This window comes from Citrobacter sp. MGH103, assembly GCF_001034475.2.
Classification (GTDB): Bacteria; Pseudomonadota; Gammaproteobacteria; order Enterobacterales; family Enterobacteriaceae; genus Citrobacter; species Citrobacter freundii.
Genome location: NZ_CP073043.1, coordinates 996,202 through 1,016,946, shown reverse-complemented (window position 1 = coordinate 1,016,946; position 20,745 = coordinate 996,202). Strand labels below are relative to the sequence as shown.

Here is a 20,745-nt window from a genome sequence, read left to right as displayed (position 1 = left end):
TTTACGTTAAGAGTTAAAGAACAGGATTACGCCTGACCTTTGATCTCTTTACGACCGTTGTACGGTGCTTGTTCACCCAGAGCTTCTTCGATACGAATCAGCTGGTTGTACTTAGCAACGCGGTCAGAACGGCTCATAGAACCAGTTTTGATCTGGCCTGCAGCGGTACCAACAGCCAGGTCAGCGATGGTAGCATCTTCAGTTTCGCCAGAACGGTGAGAGATGACAGCGGTGTAGCCAGCGTCTTTCGCCATTTTGATCGCAGCCAGAGTTTCGGTCAGAGAACCGATCTGGTTGAATTTGATCAGGATGGAGTTAACGATGCCTTTTTCGATGCCTTCTTTCAGGATCTTGGTGTTGGTTACGAACAGATCGTCACCAACCAGCTGGATTTTGTCGCCCAGTACTTTAGTCTGGTATGCGAAACCGTCCCAGTCAGACTCGTCCAGACCATCTTCGATGGACACGATCGGGTACTGTTTGGTCAGTTCTTCCAGGAAGTGAGTGAATTCTTCGGAGGTGAATGCTTTGTTGCCTTCGCCAGCCAGAACGTATTTACCGTCTTTGTAGAATTCAGAAGCTGCACAGTCCATCGCCAGAGTGATGTCTTTGCCCAGCTCGTAGCCAGCTGCTTTAACCGCTTCAGCGATTACAGCCAGAGCTTCAGCGTTGGAACCCAGGTTCGGCGCGTAGCCACCTTCGTCACCAACTGCAGTGTTCATACCTTTAGCTTTCAGAACTTTAGCCAGGTTGTGGAACACTTCAGAACCCATACGAACGGCTTCTTTCAGAGTCTTAGCGCCAACCGGCTGAATCATGAATTCCTGGATGTCGACGTTGTTGTCAGCGTGCTCACCACCGTTGATGATGTTCATCATCGGAACCGGCATGGAGTATTTACCCGGAGTACCGTTCAGTTCAGCGATGTGTGCATACAGCGGCAGGCCTTTAGCAGCTGCTGCTGCTTTGGCGTTCGCCAGGGACACAGCCAGGATGGCGTTTGCACCGAAGTTGGATTTGTTTTCAGTACCGTCCAGATCGATCATGATCTTGTCGATGCCAGCCTGATCTTTAGCATCTTTACCCAGCAGAGCCTGAGCAATTGGGCCGTTAACAGCTGCAACAGCTTTCAGTACGCCTTTACCCATGAAACGGGATTTGTCGCCATCGCGCAGTTCCAGTGCTTCGCGGGAACCAGTAGAAGCACCTGACGGAGCTGCTGCCATACCAACGAAACCACCTTCCAGGTGTACTTCGGCTTCAACAGTCGGGTTACCACGGGAGTCGATGATTTCACGACCGATGATTTTAACGATTTTGGACATTAGATTTTCCTCAGTACAAGTTAAACTAAAACTCCAGACAAACAATGCACCCTGATGGGTGCATTGCCGTTCTAACTTATTTACTTCTTACTTCGCCTGACGCTTCTGATGTTCACTGGCGGCTTTCACAAAGCCGGCAAACAGCGGGTGCCCATCACGTGGCGTGGAAGTAAATTCCGGGTGGAACTGACAGGCCACGAACCACGGATGATTCGGTACCTCAATGATCTCGACCAACTGATCATCACCGGAACGGCCTGCAATACGCAGACCCGCAGCTTCAATCTGTTTCAACAGCATATTGTTGACTTCGTAACGGTGGCGGTGGCGTTCAACAATTGTCGGCGCGCCGTACAGTTGACGAACCAGGCTATCGTCGCTCAACTGACACTGCTGCGCACCAAGACGCATAGTGCCGCCCAGATCGCTCTTCTCGGTACGGACTTCGACGTTGCCGTCTTCATCGCGCCATTCGGTAATCAGGGCCACCACCGGGTACTTACAGTCTGGCACAAATTCCGTGGAGTTGGCGTTGTCCATACCCACTACGTTACGTGCAAACTCAATCAACGCAACCTGCATACCCAGGCAAATGCCCAGATAAGGAATATTGTTCTCACGCGCAAAGCGCGCCGTCGCGATTTTACCTTCAACACCACGGTAGCCGAAGCCGCCAGGGATCAGGATGGCATCAAGACCTTTCAGGATCTCAACGCCACGCGTTTCGACATCTTGTGAATCGATCAGCTTGATATTGACGGTGACACGATTCTTCAGACCACCATGCTTCAGCGCTTCGATAACTGACTTATAGGCATCCGGCAGTTCAATGTACTTGCCGACCATACCGATAGTCACTTCGCCTGCCGGATTCGCTTCTTCGTAGATAACCTGTTCCCATTCTGACAGATTAGCTTCCGGACAGTTCAAGCTGAATCGTTTACAAATATAATCGTCAAGGCCCTGAGATTTCAACAGGCCCGGGATTTTATAGATGGAATCGACATCTTTCAGAGAAATCACCGCTTTTTCCGGAACGTTACAGAACAATGCAATTTTTGCACGTTCATTAGCCGGAACTGCGCGATCGGAGCGGCAAATCAGGATATCTGGCTGAATACCGATAGAAAGCAGCTCTTTTACAGAGTGCTGAGTCGGTTTAGTTTTGACTTCACCTGCCGCCGCCATGTACGGAACCAGCGTCAGATGCATAAACAGCGTGTGCTCGCGGCCAATTTCTACGGCCATCTGGCGAATCGCTTCAAGGAACGGCAGAGATTCGATATCCCCAACGGTTCCGCCGATTTCAACCAGAACAACATCATGACCTTCACCGCCTTCCAGAACACGCTCTTTAATGGCATTCGTGATGTGCGGGATAACCTGAACGGTCGCGCCCAGGTAGTCGCCACGGCGTTCTTTACGCAGAACGTCGGAGTAGATACGACCCGTAGTGAAGTTGTTGCGGCGGCTCATTTTGGTACGAATGAAGCGCTCATAGTGACCCAGGTCCAGGTCGGTTTCAGCGCCGTCTTCGGTAACGAACACTTCCCCGTGTTGGATTGGGCTCATAGTACCTGGATCGACGTTGATGTACGGATCCAGTTTCATCATGGTTACATTGAGGCCACGGGCTTCAAGAATGGCTGCCAGGGAGGCTGCGGCAATGCCTTTTCCCAGAGAGGATACGACCCCGCCGGTCACAAAAATATAGTTCGTTGTCATGCTGGACCTGAGAAGTTAGGGTGAAACGATGGAATTACCAAGACGGGAAAGTAGTATACCCGAACATGACGAGCGCCACAAACTTTCATTATTCCTCCTCTTCACCAGGCTCACATTAACATCGGGAGTGAGAAAATAGCCCCTTTGGGGTAAATGTTTTTGACGTAAATCAAGCGCTTGTTATTTAAAAAATCACACAAATCGCCCTTGACCGACGAAATCCCTTAGAGATCAATTTCCTGCCGTTTTACCTGTTGCCAGACTTCTTCCATAGTTTCCAGATCAACACCAGTCATTTCCAGACCGCGAGCAGCCACAATTCGCTCAACCTCACGAAAACGTCGCTCAAATTTCTCGTTCGCTTTTTGCAAAGCAGTCTCTGCTTTAGTGCCTAAATGCCGGGCCATATTGACCGTGGCAAACAGCAGATCGCCCATTTCCTCCTCCAGTTTAGCCTGGTCGACAACAGCCTGCTTCGCCTCAAACATGACTTCGTCGATCTCTTCGTAAACCTTGTCGACAACCGGTCCTAATGTTTTCCAGTCGAAGCCAACATTTGAGCAGCGTTTCTGGATTTTTTGGGCGCGCATTAATGCCGGTAAACTACGGGGAATATCGTCGAGCGCGGAATGCTGTGCCTTCTCAGCACGTTCTTCGGTTTTGATTTGCTCCCAACGGGTAAGCACCTCGGTGCTGTTACTGGCAGAAACGTCAGCAAAAACATGCGGGTGGCGGCGTTCAAGCTTATCGCTTATCGCTGCGCAGATATCATCAAAGTTGAAGCGCCCTTCTTCCTGAGCCATCTGGGCGTAAAACACCACCTGGAACAGCAGATCCCCCAACTCTCCACGCAGGTCGTCGAAGTCTTCTCGCGCAATCGCGTCCAGCACTTCATAAGTCTCTTCGAGGGTGTAAGGAGCAATAGTGGCGAATGTCTGCTCTTTGTCCCACGGACAGCCGTTCTCCGGGTCGCGCAAGCGCTGCATAATACCGAGCAGTCGGTCGATTTGATTCATTGGAATATCCTGAAATTTCAATACAGTAGGCCGGATAAGGCAACATCCGGCAACATAGCAATGCCTGATGGCAACGCTAACGCGTCTTATCAGGCCTACAAGGTTATCCGGCCTACATAATGATTAATTACCGTGCAGACGACGTGCGTCGATCACATCCGGTACCTGGTTCAGCTTGCCGAGCACGCGCCCGAGCACCTGCAGGTTGTAGATTTCGATGGTCATATCAATGGTGGCAAGCTGTTGTTTGGTATCACTCCGGCTGGCAACTCCCAGCACGTTTACCTTCTCGTTGGCGAGAATCGTGGTGATATCACGTAACAAGCCACTGCGATCGTTGGCCTGGACGCGAACCACCAGCGAATACCCTGCAGAGTAACTTTCGCCCCAGACCGCATCAACAATACGTTCCGGCGCATGGGAGCGCAGCTCAGTCAGCTGTTCACAATCCGCCCGGTGCACAGAAATACCGCGTCCCTGGGTAATAAACCCGACAATCTCATCGCCTGGAATCGGCTGGCAGCAGCGAGCGATGTGGTGCATCAGGTTACCTACCCCTTCCACCACGACACGACCGTCGTCTTTACGGCGACTCTGCGGTGCGTGCGTTTTCTGCTGAAGCTGTTTCAGCGCGGCGGCATCCTGTTCGGCAGCGCTTGGCTTATTAAACTGCGCCTGCAGGAAATTCACCATCTGGTTGAGGCGGATGTCTCCTCCGCCAATCGCCGCCAGCAGTTCATCCAGCTCATTGAAACTGTAGCGCGGCAGCAGATGTTTTTCCGCTTCTTTCAGGCTGATGCCTAAATGCGCCAGTTCATCGTCGAGGATCTGGCGACCTGCAAGAATGTTCTTATCACGGTCCTGTTTACGGAACCAGGCGTGGATCTTCGAACGCCCACGACTGGTGGTTACGTAGCCAAGGTTAGGGTTCAACCAGTCGCGGCTTGGGTTTGGCTGTTTCTGGGTGATAATTTCAATTTGATCGCCCATCTGTAGTTGGTAGGTAAACGGTACGATGCGTCCACCAATTTTCGCGCCAATGCAACGATGCCCCACATCACTATGAATGTGGTAAGCAAAATCGAGCGGCGTGGAGCCTGCAGGCAGATCCACAACGTCGCCTTTCGGCGTAAAGACATACACGCGGTCATCAAAGACCTGGCTACGAACTTCATCCAGCATTTCACCGGAATCTGCCATCTCTTCCTGCCAGGCGATCAGCTTACGCAGCCATGCAATGCGATCTTCATGACCAGAGCGCGCCGCGCCTGAAGCGGTGCCCTCTTTGTACTTCCAGTGCGCCGCGACGCCCAGTTCGGCATCTTCGTGCATCTGTTTGGTACGGATCTGAATTTCAATGGTTTTCCCGCCCGGCCCCAGCACAACCGTATGGATTGACTGGTAGCCATTGGGTTTCGGGTTCGCGACGTAGTCATCAAACTCATCCGGCAGATGGCGATAGTGAGTATGTACTATCCCGAGCGCGGCATAGCAGTCCTGTAAACGCTCTGCCACGATACGCACTGCGCGCACATCGAACAGTTCATCGAAGGCCAACTGCTTTTTCTGCATTTTGCGCCAGATGCTGTAGATATGCTTCGGACGTCCGTACACTTCAGCTTTGACGCCTTCCGTTTTCATCTCTGAGCGCAAATGACTAACGAACTCATCAATGTAATGCTCTCTGTCGATACGACGTTCATGCAGCAGCTTGGCAATGCGTTTGTATTCAGCCGGGTGCAGATAACGGAAGCAATAATCTTCCAGCTCCCATTTTAATTGCCCGATTCCCAAACGGTTGGCCAGCGGTGCATAGATATTGGTGCACTCTTTTGCCGCCAGAACGCGTTCATCTTCCGGCGCGTCTTTCACTTCACGCAGATGGGCAATCCGCTCTGCCAGCTTGATGACCACACAGCGAAAGTCATCCACCATTGCCAGCAGCATGCGGCGGACGTTATCGACCTGCTCGGAAGAAACTGAATCGGTATGCGTGGCTTTAAGCTGGCGTATCGCCGCCATATCACGCACGCCGTGGATAAGATGAACAATGGATTTGCCCACGCTCTCGCGCAGGATGTCTTCACTTACCACGTTGGCATCAGCCAGAGGGAACAGCATTGCTGCACGCAGCGTGTCGATATCCATGCTCAACATGGAGAGAATTTCTACCATCTCCACGCCACGCCACAGCAGCAGATCCGCATCCGGATGCCCCTGTGTCTGCTGGAGGCAGTACGCCCAGGTTTCGGCTAAGCGTTCACACGACTGCTGGCTGGAGATCCCCAGACTCGCGATCCATTTCTTGGGATCAAACTCACCAGCTTTATTTAAATGTGCACTTCTTACCGCAACCATCGTCCTCTCCTTAAGGGGCATGGCCTGTCGAAGTCGACAAGCCGAACCCATTGTCTTTCACACAGCATTACAAGGCGAAATCCAATGGGTATTAAGTTCATTACAAACGCTCAAACAGGACCATTGATTCCAGGTGTCCAGTGTGCGGGAACATATCAAGCATCGCCAGCCGCCGGATGGCATATCCCGCATTGAGCAAAGCATCGCTGTCACGAGCCAGCGTTGCCGGGTTACAGGATACATAAACAACGCGTATAGGTTCTAATTTTATAATATGTTGCATCACACCAGCAGCCCCCGCACGCGCAGGATCGAGCAAAACTTTGTCGAATCCGTTTTTCGCCCACGGCTGCCGGGTAACATCTTCCTCAAGGTTCTCATGAAAGAATGTCACATTGTGTAATCCGTTATTCAGTGCATTTTCCCGACCTTTTCCAACCAGCGCCGGAACACCTTCCACGCCAACCACGCTTGCTGCTCGAGTTGCCAGCGGCAGGGTAAAATTCCCCATTCCACAGAACAGATCGAGTACGCGATCTTCAGGTTGCACATCGAGCCATTCCAGCGCACGGGCCACCATTTGTTGGTTTACCCCTTCGTTAACCTGAATAAAATCGCGCGGGCTGAAGGTTAACCGTAGTCCATTTGAGTCATACCAGGGCGATTCTTCTGATATTGATTCCAGTATCTCGCTTTGCGGGGCCAGAAACAAAGACAGCCCCTGAGAATGCGAAAAGCATTCCAGTTTTTCTTTATCCGCTGCACTTAATGGCGCCGTGTGGCGCAAAATCATCAGGGTTCCGCTCCCTGCCTGCACCAGTTCAACATGTCCAAGGTGGCGTAACCCTTGAAGACTTTCCAGACACGCCCTGAGATGGGGCAATAACGCTTCAAGCTGGGGCACCAAAACAGGGCATTGTTTGACATCGATAATGTCGCTGGAGCCTGATTTGCGAAACCCCATCTGCAATTTGTGTTCTTTTGGCCGATAGTTCAGGCTCAATCGGGCACGACGACGATAGCCCCACGGCGTATCAGCGATAACATCTGACACGTCACATTTCATTAAACGCGACAACGCCGCGCTTTTACTACGCTGCTGTAACGAGATGCTGGCATGCTGCTGCTGGCAACCGCCGCATACGCCAAAATGCGGGCAACGTGGCACTTCACGCTCATGGCTGTTGTTCAAACGTCGTTTTACTTGCGCGCGGGCGAACTGTTTTTTATCTTCGGTAATCACCACCTCGGCGCTTTCCTGGGGTAGCAATTCCGGTATAAACAACGCTTTTCCGTTATGGCGAGCGACGCCCTGACCAAAAGGATCGAGGTCATTGACGGTAACGGTTATGATCTGACGCGTCGTCACGCGTCGTTTTGCAGAGTAGAATTGCGCCATCGACGAGATATTTCTCTATTTAACAGTGTGACCCTAATTGTCCCATAACGGAACTCCATGACCAACTACAGCCTGCGCGCACGCATGATGATTCTGATCCTGGCCCCGACCGTCCTGATAGGTTTGTTGCTCAGTATCTTTTTTGTTGTGCATCGCTATAACGACTTGCAGCGTCAACTGGAAGATGCTGGTGCCAGCATCATAGAACCACTCGCGGTCTCCAGCGAATATGGCATGAACCTGCAAAACAGGGAATCTATCGGCCAGCTTATCAGCGTGCTGCATCGTCGCCATTCCGATATCGTGCGGGCAATTTCTGTTTATGACGAAAATAACCGACTGTTCGTCACCTCTAATTTTCATCTCGATCCGTCTGAAATGCAGTTGGCGACAGGTTCACCGTTTCCCCGTAAGCTGAGCGTCACCCGGCACGGGGATATCATGATCCTGCGTACCCCGATTATATCGGAAAGCTATTCACCAGATGAGTCCGCCGTAAGCGATGCGAAAAACACCAAAAATATGCTGGGGTATGTGGCGCTTGAGCTGGATCTTAAGTCCGTGCGATTGCAGCAGTACAAAGAGATCTTTATCTCCAGCGTAATGATGCTGTTTTGTATTGGTATTGCGTTAATTTTTGGCTGGCGTCTGATGCGCGACGTAACCGGCCCGATTCGCAATATGGTGAATACCGTTGACCGAATACGTAGAGGACAGCTCGACAGCCGCGTGGAAGGTTTCATGCTGGGCGAGCTGGATATGCTCAAAAATGGTATCAACTCGATGGCGATGTCACTTGCGGCTTACCATGAAGAGATGCAGCACAACATCGATCAGGCCACCTCTGACCTGCGTGAAACGCTGGAGCAGATGGAAATCCAGAACGTCGAACTGGATCTGGCGAAGAAACGCGCCCAGGAAGCGGCGCGTATTAAGTCTGAGTTTCTGGCTAACATGTCGCACGAACTGCGAACACCGCTGAATGGCGTGATTGGCTTCACCCGTCTTACGCTAAAAACCGAGCTCAACACCACGCAGCGCGATCACCTGAATACCATTGAACGCTCGGCTAACAATCTGCTGGCTATCATCAATGATGTACTCGACTTCTCCAAACTTGAGGCGGGCAAGCTGATTCTGGAAAGCATTCCCTTCCCGCTGCGCAGCACGCTGGATGACGTCGTTACGCTGTTAGCGCATTCATCCCATGATAAAGGGCTTGAGCTGACGCTAAATATTAAGAATGACGTGCCGGACAACGTCATCGGCGATCCGCTGCGCTTACAGCAGGTAATCACTAATCTGGTTGGCAATGCCATCAAATTTACCGAAGGCGGCAATATCGACATTCTGGTCGAGAAGCGCGCCCTTAGTAACACGAAAGTGCAGATTGAAGTACAAATCCGCGATACCGGAATTGGTATTCCTGAGCGCGATCAGTCACGCTTGTTCCAGGCCTTCCGCCAGGCGGATGCCAGTATTTCCCGCCGCCACGGCGGTACCGGGCTGGGTCTGGTCATTACGCAAAAACTGGTCAACGAAATGGGCGGGGATATCTCCTTCCATAGTCAACCGAACCGGGGTTCCACGTTCTGGTTCCATATCAGCCTCGATCTTAACCCTAACGTTCTCGTTGACCGCTCAACCACGCTCTGCCTGGCCGGTAAACGACTGGCCTACGTCGAACCGAACGCCACTGCCGCACAGTGCACGTTAGATATCTTGAGCGAAACGCCGTTGGAGGTGATTTACAGCCCTTCATTCTCTGGGCTGCCGAAGGATCACTACGATATTCTGCTGCTCGGCATTCCGGTCACTTTACGCGAACCGCTCACCATGCAGCATGAGCGGCTGGCAAACGCTGCGGCGATGACCGACTTTTTGTTACTGGCCCTGCCTTGCCATGCGCAGATTAACGCCGAAAAGTTAAAACAGGGCGGCGCGGCGGCGTGTCTGTTGAAACCTCTCACCTCAACTCGCTTACTGCCTGCGCTGACAGTGTATTGTCAGTTGAATCACAGCGCGGATCCGCTGCTGTTAGACGATAGCAAAATCGCGATGACCGTTATGGCGGTAGACGACAACCCTGCGAACCTCAAGCTGATTGGCGCACTGTTGGAAGATAAGGTTCAGCACGTCGTGCTCTGCGACAGTGGGCATCAAGCGGTGGATCGCGCCAGACAAATGCAATTTGATCTGATCCTGATGGATATTCAGATGCCAGACATGGACGGCATTCGCGCTTGTGAACTAATCCACCAGCTTCCTCATCAACAGCAGACACCGGTCATTGCGGTCACCGCACACGCCATGGCCGGGCAGAAAGAGAAGCTGCTCAGCGCCGGGATGAACGATTACCTGGCGAAGCCTATCGAGGAAGATAAGCTGCATAATCTGCTGTTACGTTATAAACCTGGCGCAAGCACAGCGCTTAGGGCGATCGCCGTTGAACCCGTTGAGCCGGTAGTCAATCCGAATACCACACTCGACTGGCAGTTAGCATTAAGACAAGCCGCAGGTAAAAACGATTTGGCGCGGGATATGCTGCAAATGCTGCTCGATTTTCTGCCCGAAGTACGTAACAAAATTGAAGAACAGCTGGTCGGTGAAAACCCTGAAGGGCTGGTGGATATGATCCACAAGCTGCACGGCAGCTGCGGTTATAGCGGCGTTCCCCGCATGAAAAACCTGTGTCAGCTTATTGAGCAGCAATTACGTAGCGGGACCAAGGAAGAAGAGCTGGAGCCTGAGTTTTTAGAGCTTCTGGATGAAATGGACAACGTTGCGCGCGAAGCGAAGAAGTTGTTGGGGTAATATTCGCAGGAAGGCGGCGTGACCGCCTTATCCAACCTACAACTCAGCGTAATTGCTGCCCGGCTTTAAGCGTTGCGGCCACGTTTCGCGCCGTCATTCGTACGTTGTCGCTCGCGTTCTTTAGCGCCTCATCCAGGGTACAGATGGTATAGATGACGCTGAAAACCGCATCCAGCCCATGCTCGTGGACCACACCGACATCCGCCGTCAGGCTACCGGCAATGCCGATAACCGGTTTGTTGTAACGCTTTGCGACCTTCGCCACGCCAACCGGAACCTTACCGTGAATGGTCTGACTATCAATGCGCCCTTCACCCGTGACCACTAAATCCGCATCCGCAACGCAGGCGTCAAGGTGCAACGCATCCGTTACTATCTCAATACCGCAGCGCAACTGTGCGCCGCAAAACGCATATAGCGCCGCCCCCATACCACCAGCGGCGCCACCGCCGGCCAGATCCAGCACGTTGACGTCCAGATCGCGGGCTATGAGTTGCGCATAGTGCGTGAGTGCCCGATCCAAGCGGGTAATCATCTCCGGCGTCGCCCCTTTTTGCGGGCCAAAAACCGCAGAAGCGCCCTCTTCACCGGTCAACGGATTAGTCACGTCGCAAGCCACTTCAATACGACACGCAGCAAGTCGCTGGTCTAACTGAGAAATATCAATCCGAGCGAGCGATTCGAGGCCAGCCCCGCCATGGGCAATATCGTTATTTTGCGTATCCAGCAATTTTGCTCCCAGCGCTTGCACCATCCCGGCACCGCCATCATTGGTGGCGCTTCCGCCAATTCCAATGATGATATGCTCAACGCCAGCGTCCAACGCATGACGGATTAACTCCCCGGTTCCCCAGGATGTCGTTTTCAGCGGATCGCGTAACCCCGCAGGAACCTGTTCCAGTCCGCTGGCAGCCGCCATTTCGATAAACGCCGAGCGCTCATCACCGGATAAACCATAAAATGCCTGAATTGTGTTGCCCAAAGGGCCGGTAACATCAACATGCACAAGGTGACCTTGCGTTGCGGCAACCATCGCTTCGACCGTTCCTTCACCGCCATCTGCAACCGGAATCTTCACGTAATCCGCATCGGGCCAGATCTCACGAAACCCCTGCTCAATAGCCGTTGCCACTTCAAGCGCACTCAAACTTTCCTTATAGGAATCCGGTGCGATTACTATTTTCATAAAGCATCCTTACGCATGTTGACTGTGTTAAGCATATACCAGGATAAAAACCGCCCCTCAATGGGAGCGGTCCCAGCTCACTTAGCGTACCATGCACGGACGCTTATTATCAAACGTCCAGTTCGGGATCAGATACTGCATTCCCATCGCATCATCACGCGCCCCCAGCCCATGTTGCTGGTACAGCTCATGCGCTTTCATGACCTGATCCATATCCAGCTCCACGCCCAGACCCGGTTTTGCCGGAACCTGCACCATGCCGCCTTTGATTTCAAATGGCTCTTTGGTCAGGCGTTGATTGCCTTCCTGCCAGATCCAGTGGGTGTCAATCGCGGTAATTTTGCCCGGAGCCGCTGCCGCGACATGCGTAAACATCGCCAGCGAAATATCAAAGTGGTTGTTGGAGTGCGATCCCCAGGTCAACCCAAACTCATGGCACATTTGCGCCACGCGGACAGAACCCTGCATGGTCCAGAAGTGCGGGTCCGCCAGTGGGATATCCACGGACTGCAGCGACAGCGTATGCCCCATCTGACGCCAGTCGGTAGCGATCATGTTGGTGGCGGTCGGCAGACCGGTAGCGCGGCGGAATTCCGCCATCACTTCACGACCAGAGAAGCCCTGCTCGGCGCCGCACGGATCTTCCGCATAGGCCAGAGAACCCTTCAGATATTTGCCGATCTTAATCGCTTCATTTAGCGACCACGCGCCGTTCGGATCCAGCGTGACGCGGGCCTGCGGGAAACGCTTCGCCAGCGCAACGATAGATTCTGCTTCCTCTTCCCCGGCCAGCACGCCGCCTTTCAGTTTAAAGTCGTTGAAACCATACTTCTCATACGCAGCTTCCGCCAGGCGCACTACCGCATCCGGGGTCATCGCCTCTTCATGACGCAGACGATACCAGTCGCATTTCTCATCCGGCTGACTCTGGTACGGCAGCGGCGTTGCCTTACGGTTACCTACGAAGAACAGATAACCCAGCATTTCTACTTCGCTACGCTGCTGACCATCGCCCAGCAAGGAAGCCACGTTCACGCCCAGATGCTGGCCGAGCAAATCCAACATGGCCGCTTCGATCCCAGTAACCACATGAATGGTGGTACGTAAATCAAAGGTCTGCAAACCGCGACCGCCCGCATCACGATCGGCAAAAGTATTGCGTACCGCATTCAGCACGTTTTTGTATTCACCTAACGTTTTGCCTACCACCAGCGGGATCGCATCTTCCAGCGTTTTACGGATTTTTTCTCCGCCGGGAATTTCACCCACGCCAGTATGACCGGAGTTATCTTTAATAATCACAATATTGCGCGTGAAGAACGGAGCATGTGCGCCGCTCAGGTTCATCAGCATACTGTCATGACCCGCAACCGGAATAACCTGCATAGAGGTAACCAATGGGGTAGAAAATTGTGCGCTCATAATTAAGTCCTTATTCAAAATTAGTGGCGGCCGAAAACGGGACGTTTACGGTCAAAAGTCCATCCGGGGATCAGATACTGCATTGGGCCTGCGTCATTACGCGCGCCGCCGGGCAGCGCCTTATAAGCCTCATGCGCTTTCTGTATCTGATCCCAGTCCAGTTCCACGCCCAGACCGGGCGCATCGGGTACCGCAATTTTTCCGTTTTTAATCTCCAGCGGATTTTTGGTCAGGCGGCAATCACCCTCCTGCCAGATCCAGTGGGTATCAATAGCCGTTGGATTACCCGGTGCAGCCGCACCGACGTGGGTAAACATCGCCAGCGAAATATCAAAATGATTATTAGAATGGCAGCCCCAGGTCAGGCCCCAGTCATCGCATAACTGTGCCACGCGCACCGCGCCGGAAAGGGTCCAGAAGTGCGGATCGGCCAGCGGAATATCTACTGAGTTCAGCATCACCGCATGGCCCATTTCACGCCAGTTGGTGGCTATCATGTTCGTTGCTACCGGCAGACCGGTTGCACGGCGGAACTCGGCCATCACTTCGCGGCCAGAAAAACCCTGTTCAGCGCCACATGGATCTTCGGCGTAGGTCAGAACATCGTTCAGCCCTTTACACAGGGAGATGGCTTCATCCAGTAACCAGGCTCCGTTGGGATCAACCGTAATACGCGCATCCGGGAAGCATTTTTTCAGCGCACGAGCGGTGTCGATTTCCTGCTCGCCAGGCAGTACACCACCTTTGAGTTTGAAATCTTTAAAGCCGTAGCGATCCTGCGAAGCCTGAGCCAGACGTACCACCGCCTCACTGTTCATCGCTTGCTGGTGACGCAGGTGATACCACTCATGGTTTCCCGGCGTGCTTTCCAGATACGGTAAATCGGTCTTTGTGCGATCGCCCACGTAGAACAGATAGCCGAGTACGGTGACCGCATCGCGCTGCTTGCCCGGCCCTAACAGTTCACAGACAGGTACGTTGAGCGCCTTGCCCAACAGGTCAAGCAGCGCCGCTTCCAGCGCCGCTACCGCATTGACCCGCAGTTCAAAGGTCCAGGCGCCTTTGCCGAAGGTGTCAAAATCAGCGGCCTGGTTGCCTTTATGCACCTGCTGTACCACCTTATTCAGGCGCGCAACCTCCTGACCCAATACCATCGGGATAGCGTCAACCAGCGTCTGATAAATCACTTCGCCGCCCGGCGCTTCACCGACGCCGGTATTGCCGGCGTTATCGGTAAGAACCACAATATTGCGGGTGAAATATGCATTGTGCGCACCGCCAATATTGAGCAGCATGCTGTCATGACCGGCCACCGGGATGACCTTCATATCGGTAATAACGGGACTCGATTGTGTTGTCATCATCATTGTCCTGCGACAGGTTTCAGTTCGATACGTTTAATATCGCCCACCAGTACCAGATAGCTCACCACCGCAATCAACGCATGCACCCCGACGTAAATCAACGCGCCGTTAAACGAGCCGGTGGTCCCTACGATGTAGCCGATAGCAATTGGCGTGACGATGCCGGAGATGTTGCCAAACATGTTGAACAAACCGCCGCTCAGACCGCTGATCTCTTTAGGTGCAGTATCAGCCATCACCGCCCATCCCAACGCACCGATACCTTTGCCGAAGAAGGCCAGCGCCATAAAGCCGATGATCATCCACTCCACGTTGACGTAGTTACAGAACACCATCACCATCGACAGCAGCATGCCGAGTACGATTGGCGTTTTACGGGCGATATTTAGCGAACCGGTACGGCGCATCAGCCAGTCGGAAATAATGCCGCCAAGCACGCCGCCGGCGAATCCGCAAATGGCCGGGACCGAAGCGACAAAACCTGCTTTCAAAATCGACATACCGCGAGCCTGCACCAGATAAACCGGGAACCAGGTGATAAAGAAGTAGGTCAGCGCGTTAATGCAGTATTGCCCGATGTAAATACCGATCATCATCCGTGAGCCCAGCAGCTGTTTGATTTGCCCCCACTTCACGCTGAACGGCACTTTAGCTTTGGCGGCCGCCTGATCCATATTGATCAGCGCCCCGCCTTCAGCAATGTACTCCAGCTCTTTTTGGTTTACGCCCGGGTGCTGGTTTGGTTCATGAATCACCTTCAGCCAGATAAAGCTGATAACAATCCCGAGGCCGCCCATAAAGAAGAACACATGCGACCAGCCCACTTCGTGGGTCAGCCACCCCATGATTGGCGCAAAAATAACGGTGGCAAAGTACTGCGCAGAGTTAAAGATTGCGACCGCCGTGCCCCTCTCCTGTGCCGGGAACCATGCCGCAACTATACGACTATTGCCGGGGAAGGAAGGAGCTTCAGCTAAACCGACAAGGAATCGCAACGTAAACAGCGCAACGATAATGCCGAAGCCGCTAAAGATATCGACGAAGCCCTGCAGCAGGGTAAACATGGACCAAATAAAGATGGACCAGAAATAAACACGTTTTGAACCGAAGCGGTCGAGCAACCAGCCGCCAGGGATCTGGCCGATAACATAGGCCCATGAGAAAGCGGAGAATACATAACCCATCCCTACCGCATCCAGACCAATGTCTTTGGCCATCTCCGAACCGGCAATGGATAAGGTGGCGCGATCGCCGTAGTTGAAGGATGTGACGATAAACAACATCACCACTATCCAGTAGCGAGCGTTAGTGCGTTTTTCCGCGCTGCTCGCCGCCTGACTTAATGAACTCATTGTTGCACTCCTGAATCTTGGCTGTCGCCAGTTCATTCTGTACAGCACCTGTAGGGTGATCAGAATGAGAGGTTAGTGTGTGGCAGTTTTGGTACAGCTCAGGGCCGTTTTATTCTGACTCGCTGCCTTTTCGGGAACTGACGGGAAAAGTATATGAAGGAGTGCCACTTACCCTCACCGTGCAAAAACACAACATTGCGAGAGGTGAATGAGGTTGTTTATGGCATAAGCCTAATGGAATGGAAGATGCTTCACGAAATTGGCGTTTGGTGGGCGTTTTGTTGCCGCGTGGCGGCAACATCTAACCGGCGGTACCCATCTGGGTTTAAGGCGCTACTGCTTATGATGACTAACAGTTTGGGAAGCTGATCTCTTAGATTGCGCGCCAACTCCTAACGTGAACTCAAATTTTTTTAGTGGGTTATCACCTGCCACTACTTATGATGAGATTGTTGTTCAGGAATATGGAGCATTGAAATAAAAAAGGACTCTAGTTTATTCGTGCCACTATTAACATTCAGTTTCTCAGAAAAAATAATAAAGGATCGCCAAAAAAGCCAGAACAATAAATTCAACAAACCAGAACGCCGCTTCAACTTTAAACCCCGTGGTTAACTCTTTGGGTAAGGAACGAATAAAATGATATACCTCAATACTCATATCATTATTAAAAACCCTATTATAGGGAAAAATCAGACTAGACATAATGAAACCTATCTTTGCAAAGTAGATACCGGGAGTACCAATTAAACTTGCTGTTCTCGCCAAACTTGCAGTGATAGGAAGACGACCAAGTTTGCCCTCGTATAATATTACTATTTTTTTATACTTCTCATCATTTATCACATAAGACATAAGTATTAAAATCAACGTTATAATAACCAGCATTATGCCAAGGCTAATATTAATGACATCTAGATTATCTGTTAAAAACTTTTTCATATATTAGAATATCTGCTGCTTCATTAAATGAATCTGGGTCATATAGTTTGAATTCTGAATTATCAAGTTCGTCATTCACTAATCCACCAAACCTATCACCTAGTTTCTCACCCACTTTTTCAAAATATATACCTCCTGCAATACTTGAAGCAATGCCACTTACCAGACATACACTTGCGCCAATACCTCCAGCTTCTGATGTAATCAATCCCAAAACCCATGTACAAGCGGCTCTTCCCATAATTCCCCTGGCAGCTCCGCCAGCAATACTTGCTGTTTGTTTGAGGCCGAATTTACTGTACTCCGTTATTGCTGCCTTTCTACATTCGCTTTCACGTCCTTTTGCGCAAGCCTCATAAACGTTAGTGGTATAACTCGTAAAATCAAGACCAATACCTATATAGCCTGTTGTTCTCATTATTTTTATCAGTTTCGCTGATGTTTCTATGTAGCTTGCATACCCCTCAATATCCTTTACACCTGTTTGATCCCAGTTATGCATAATCGATTTGGTTGATAAACCTAATGCCTTCTTTTATCTCACTTATTCATCTCATTAATTCATTCACAAAATCCAGTTTTTTGAGCCTGTTTTTTATTAAAACATGATAACTGGGTTATTTGTTTGTGCTTTTGATCTCATAAATGATAAAAAACCAGAATTTAATTTTTATAAATTAGTGTTACAAATAAGACCATGCAATTATATTTATAATACAGATAAATTAAAGCAAATTTTCCTTATTGATCACTTCATGTCCATCATTTGTTACAGGTCCGTACAAGCAAAACACCACCAGGCGAGAGATTATTTAAGCAAGGTTCCCTAGTTTATACCGAAGTCGCCAAAGACATTGACGAAGCCCTGCAGTAGGGTAGATCATAGCCAGATAATGTGTAGCAGTTTTGGTACACCTGGATTGTTGATTAAATACATGGCGAATTGAAATAAAAGTAAAGAAGGAACTCTACAAGAATCCCTTCTTTATTTTTACACTATATTCTCCATGAAAATCAAGCAAGATATTAAGATAATCAATATGAACCAAACAACCGCTTCCACCCTAAATCCTGTAATCAGATAACCAGGTAAACTCCGGATAAAATTATACCCTTCGACACTCATATCATTATTTGTAATGCGATTATATGGAAATATGAGGCTACCCATTATAAACCCAATTTTCGCATGATATGCAGCCGGCGAACTAATTAAACTTGCCCCCTTTGCCATACGTGCTGTTTGCGGTAGACGATCAAATTTCTTCTCATATAATTTTACTATTTGTTCATAATTGCATTTATTAATCACATATGAAATAAAAATCAAGATAACAAATCCAAACATAATAGCTATTATTAATAAAAATTTTAAATCATGGTAATTTTCTATCAAAAAGTTTTTCATAAATTAATAGACCTGATTCTTCATTAAACGTATCGGGATAATGGGTTAATTTATCTGGATTATTTTCAATAACATCATTAATAGCTTCTCCTAAGAATCCCCCCCATCCTTCACCTTCTTTCTCGGCTACTTTTCCCGCTACAATTCCTGTACTGATTCCAGTTGCCAGGCACAACCCCGCTCCAACTGCACCAATCTCTGATGTGAGAAGACCCAAAGCCCACATGCAAACTGCTCTTGCTGCTGGTCCAGCGACACCTCCCACAGTAATACCCACTGCTTGTTTACCACCAAATTTACTGTACTCCGTTATCGCTGCCTTTCTACATTCGCTTTCACGTCCTTTTGCGCAAGCCTCATAAACGTTAGTGGTATAACTCGTAAAATCAAGACCAATACCTATATAGCCTGTTGTTCTCATTATTTTTATCAGTTTCGCTGATGTTTCTATGTAGCTTGCATACCCCTCAATATCCTTTACACCTGTTTGATCCCACTTATGCATAATCGATTTGGTTGATAAACCTAATGCCTGCTTTATATCTTCATATTGTTTTAAATTTAGCCGTTCTTTTGAGAATTTATTCAAAATACCGTCTAATTTTTTAAATAGCCGTTCTCGTTGACCAAAAAACTCCTCTCCAGAAATACGACCAGAATTACTACTATATGTTTTCTTATAAAGCTCCTGTATTTCATTGAGTGTTTTATTTATTTCTTCATAATATCCACCACCAGCATCCTTTATGTAACCTAAGATATCCCCACTTTGTCCTAAAGCATCACTGTATAGTTGTGAAGAAAAAATATCCACGGAAGCTCTGTTTTCGTGTAACACACGGGCTTCTGGCAGTGTTAATGGTGCAAGCGCTTTATCAATTCTATCACGCGCTTTTTGCAATGTTTCAATCTGTTGCTGATCTTGCTTTTCAGGATCAACTACAAGCAGAATTGAACCCGGTTGTTTTTTTATATCTGGATTGAGCTTGTGATATAACTCACGTGTACCATCCGGAGGATTAATAAAAAACCTGGATTCGAAAGATGACGGTGTGGCCTCATAGGGCAGTACGCAAAATCCCGCATCTACAGGTTCACGGGACGATTTATCCTCTTCAACCGGACATGAAGGCCCTGGTACTACGGTAAGAGGTTTTAGTGTGGGTGCAATATAACCTGGTGCGCCATACTCAATCTTTTGAGTAGGTCTGGGTTTTCTCCCCTGCTCCCTGTCGAGCGTTTCCTGATAAGCTCTCCTTACGCTCTCTTCGAAGATGCTGTCGAATATATCGGGCATAAATGGTTCATAAACTAACTCTCCGTCCTCATCAAAATAAAAAGGATTTCTGTCCCAGGACCAATGCTCACCACAATCAATCGCTATTATCCCGCCCACATATAATTTGTGTTGTATCTCATCATAAATGGGATTACATCTACCAATGGGGGGTCTTTCATACGCAACGGAAGAATATCGGTTTACATTCCATTTTCTCTGTGGCAGGCCAACTATAGCTGAGCGCTGATTTTTATTATCATCAAGTTCATAATATATCCTTGCTAACCTAAGACCTTCTTTAGGTGACACTATTTTTTCAAAGACCTCTAATCTGGCACTTTGGCTAAAATCCCGAGTGTTATATAAAGTAAACAAGTTCCCCTCCTTAGCTTAATAATTTCCGTTATTATCATTTTATCTCATTTATTCATCTCATTAATTCATTCATAACTCTCAGTTGTTTGAGTCTGCTTTTTATTAAAACATGATGACTGGGTTACTTGTTTGTGCTTTTGATCTCATAAATAATAAAAAACCCGAATTTAATTTATATAAATTCGGGTTACAAATAAAACCATGCGATTGTATTTATAATACAGATAAATTAAAGCAATTTTTCCTTATTTATAATCAGATTGTTCTCTCCATGTCCATCATTTGTTACAGGCCCGTGCTAGCAAATCGCCGCCGGGCGAGAGATTATTTGAGCAAGGTTCCCCAGTTTTCTACCCAGGGGTTGGATTCGCTTTCCGGTTCAGGATGTTCGCTGGCATCAATCAGCAACATTTCACCCACGCGCTGTGCGCTTTGCTCCTGTAACAGCGCATCAAACTGTTTGCCACCATTGCAGAAATTAACGTAGCTGCTGTCGCCCAGCGCAATGACTCCGTAATGCAGATTTGGCTGGAAACCGAGATTATCTTTGATCCCCTGAAACAGCGGCACGATGCTATCGGGCAGATCGCCCTGCCCGGTCGTTGAGGTCACCACCAGCACATATTTATCCTGATATGCCTGCCAGTCGCTGAGCTCCGGATCTTCAAACACCGTGGCTTTATGACCCTGTGCCGTCAAAATGGCCTCGGCCTCTTCAGCAACCAGCAGCGCGTTTCCGTACATTGTGCCGACAAAAATTCCAATTTCCGCCATAACCGT

General features: G+C 49.7%; 15 protein-coding genes. 1 reads left to right on the top strand and 14 read right to left on the bottom strand.

The window, feature by feature from the left end; all coding sequences use genetic code 11:
* Window positions 1–26 precede the first annotated feature (26 nt).
* From eno to rlmD, 5 genes are all read right to left on the bottom strand, one after another.
* Window positions 27–1,325: a phosphopyruvate hydratase gene (eno, locus tag SK33_RS04870; RefSeq protein WP_003034129.1), complete on the bottom strand. Its 1,299-nt coding sequence runs from the start codon at window positions 1,323–1,325 to the stop codon at window positions 27–29.
* 87 nt (window positions 1,326–1,412) lie between these two features.
* Window positions 1,413–3,050 carry a glutamine hydrolyzing CTP synthase gene (gene pyrG / locus SK33_RS04865; RefSeq protein WP_003034127.1) on the bottom strand — a complete coding sequence of 546 codons (1,638 nt, stop codon included), beginning with the start codon at window positions 3,048–3,050 and terminating at the stop codon, window positions 1,413–1,415.
* A gap of 224 nt (window positions 3,051–3,274) precedes the next feature.
* A complete protein-coding gene (gene mazG, locus SK33_RS04860; protein ID WP_003840346.1) occupies window positions 3,275–4,066 on the bottom strand; it encodes a nucleoside triphosphate pyrophosphohydrolase in 792 nt (263 codons plus the stop codon).
* A 123-nt stretch (window positions 4,067–4,189) separates the two neighbouring features.
* Window positions 4,190–6,424 carry a GTP diphosphokinase gene (relA, locus tag SK33_RS04855; protein ID WP_048218507.1) on the bottom strand — a complete coding sequence of 745 codons (2,235 nt, stop codon included), beginning with the start codon at window positions 6,422–6,424 and terminating at the stop codon, window positions 4,190–4,192.
* Window positions 6,425–6,524: 100 nt separating this feature from the next.
* Window positions 6,525–7,823, bottom strand: coding sequence for a 23S rRNA (uracil(1939)-C(5))-methyltransferase RlmD (gene rlmD, locus SK33_RS04850; RefSeq protein ID WP_048218508.1), 1,299 nt, complete (start codon window positions 7,821–7,823; stop codon window positions 6,525–6,527).
* A gap of 57 nt (window positions 7,824–7,880) precedes the next feature.
* On the opposite strand from rlmD, the gene barA reads away from it, so the two are divergent.
* Entirely contained in the window at window positions 7,881–10,637 is a 2,757-nt protein-coding gene (barA, locus tag SK33_RS04845; protein WP_048218510.1) for a two-component sensor histidine kinase BarA, read from the top strand.
* A gap of 43 nt (window positions 10,638–10,680) precedes the next feature.
* On the opposite strand, the gene SK33_RS04840 is transcribed toward barA, so the two are convergent.
* From SK33_RS04840 to SK33_RS04800, 9 genes are all read right to left on the bottom strand, one after another.
* Window positions 10,681–11,823 carry a glycerate kinase gene (locus tag SK33_RS04840; RefSeq protein WP_048218511.1) on the bottom strand — a complete coding sequence of 381 codons (1,143 nt, stop codon included), beginning with the start codon at window positions 11,821–11,823 and terminating at the stop codon, window positions 10,681–10,683.
* Between the two features lie 81 nt (window positions 11,824–11,904).
* Window positions 11,905–13,245, bottom strand: a complete 1,341-nt coding sequence (gene gudD, locus SK33_RS04835; RefSeq protein WP_003034111.1) for a glucarate dehydratase — start codon at window positions 13,243–13,245, stop codon at window positions 11,905–11,907.
* Between the two features lie 20 nt (window positions 13,246–13,265).
* A complete protein-coding gene (locus tag SK33_RS04830) occupies window positions 13,266–14,606 on the bottom strand; it encodes an enolase C-terminal domain-like protein (RefSeq protein ID WP_048218513.1) in 1,341 nt (446 codons plus the stop codon).
* A gap of 2 nt (window positions 14,607–14,608) precedes the next feature.
* Entirely contained in the window at window positions 14,609–15,961 is a 1,353-nt protein-coding gene (gudP, locus tag SK33_RS04825) for a galactarate/glucarate/glycerate transporter GudP (RefSeq protein ID WP_003034105.1), read from the bottom strand.
* A 525-nt stretch (window positions 15,962–16,486) separates the two neighbouring features.
* Window positions 16,487–16,903 carry a hypothetical protein gene (locus SK33_RS04820; protein WP_048218515.1) on the bottom strand — a complete coding sequence of 139 codons (417 nt, stop codon included), beginning with the start codon at window positions 16,901–16,903 and terminating at the stop codon, window positions 16,487–16,489.
* Window positions 16,881–17,405, bottom strand: a complete 525-nt coding sequence (locus SK33_RS26370) for a hypothetical protein (protein WP_075262474.1) — start codon at window positions 17,403–17,405, stop codon at window positions 16,881–16,883. The genes SK33_RS04820 and SK33_RS26370 overlap by 23 nt, the downstream gene beginning before the upstream one ends.
* A gap of 489 nt (window positions 17,406–17,894) precedes the next feature.
* Entirely contained in the window at window positions 17,895–18,311 is a 417-nt protein-coding gene (locus tag SK33_RS04810; RefSeq protein ID WP_003035066.1) for a hypothetical protein, read from the bottom strand.
* Window positions 18,280–19,965 (bottom strand): hypothetical protein, encoded by a 1,686-nt coding sequence (locus tag SK33_RS04805; protein ID WP_075262475.1) that lies wholly within the window; start codon window positions 19,963–19,965, stop codon window positions 18,280–18,282. Before SK33_RS04805 ends, SK33_RS04810 begins: the two co-directional genes overlap by 32 nt.
* A 324-nt stretch (window positions 19,966–20,289) precedes the next feature.
* Window positions 20,290–20,739 carry a flavodoxin gene (locus tag SK33_RS04800; RefSeq protein WP_003034096.1) on the bottom strand — a complete coding sequence of 150 codons (450 nt, stop codon included), beginning with the start codon at window positions 20,737–20,739 and terminating at the stop codon, window positions 20,290–20,292.
* Window positions 20,740–20,745 lie beyond the last annotated feature (6 nt).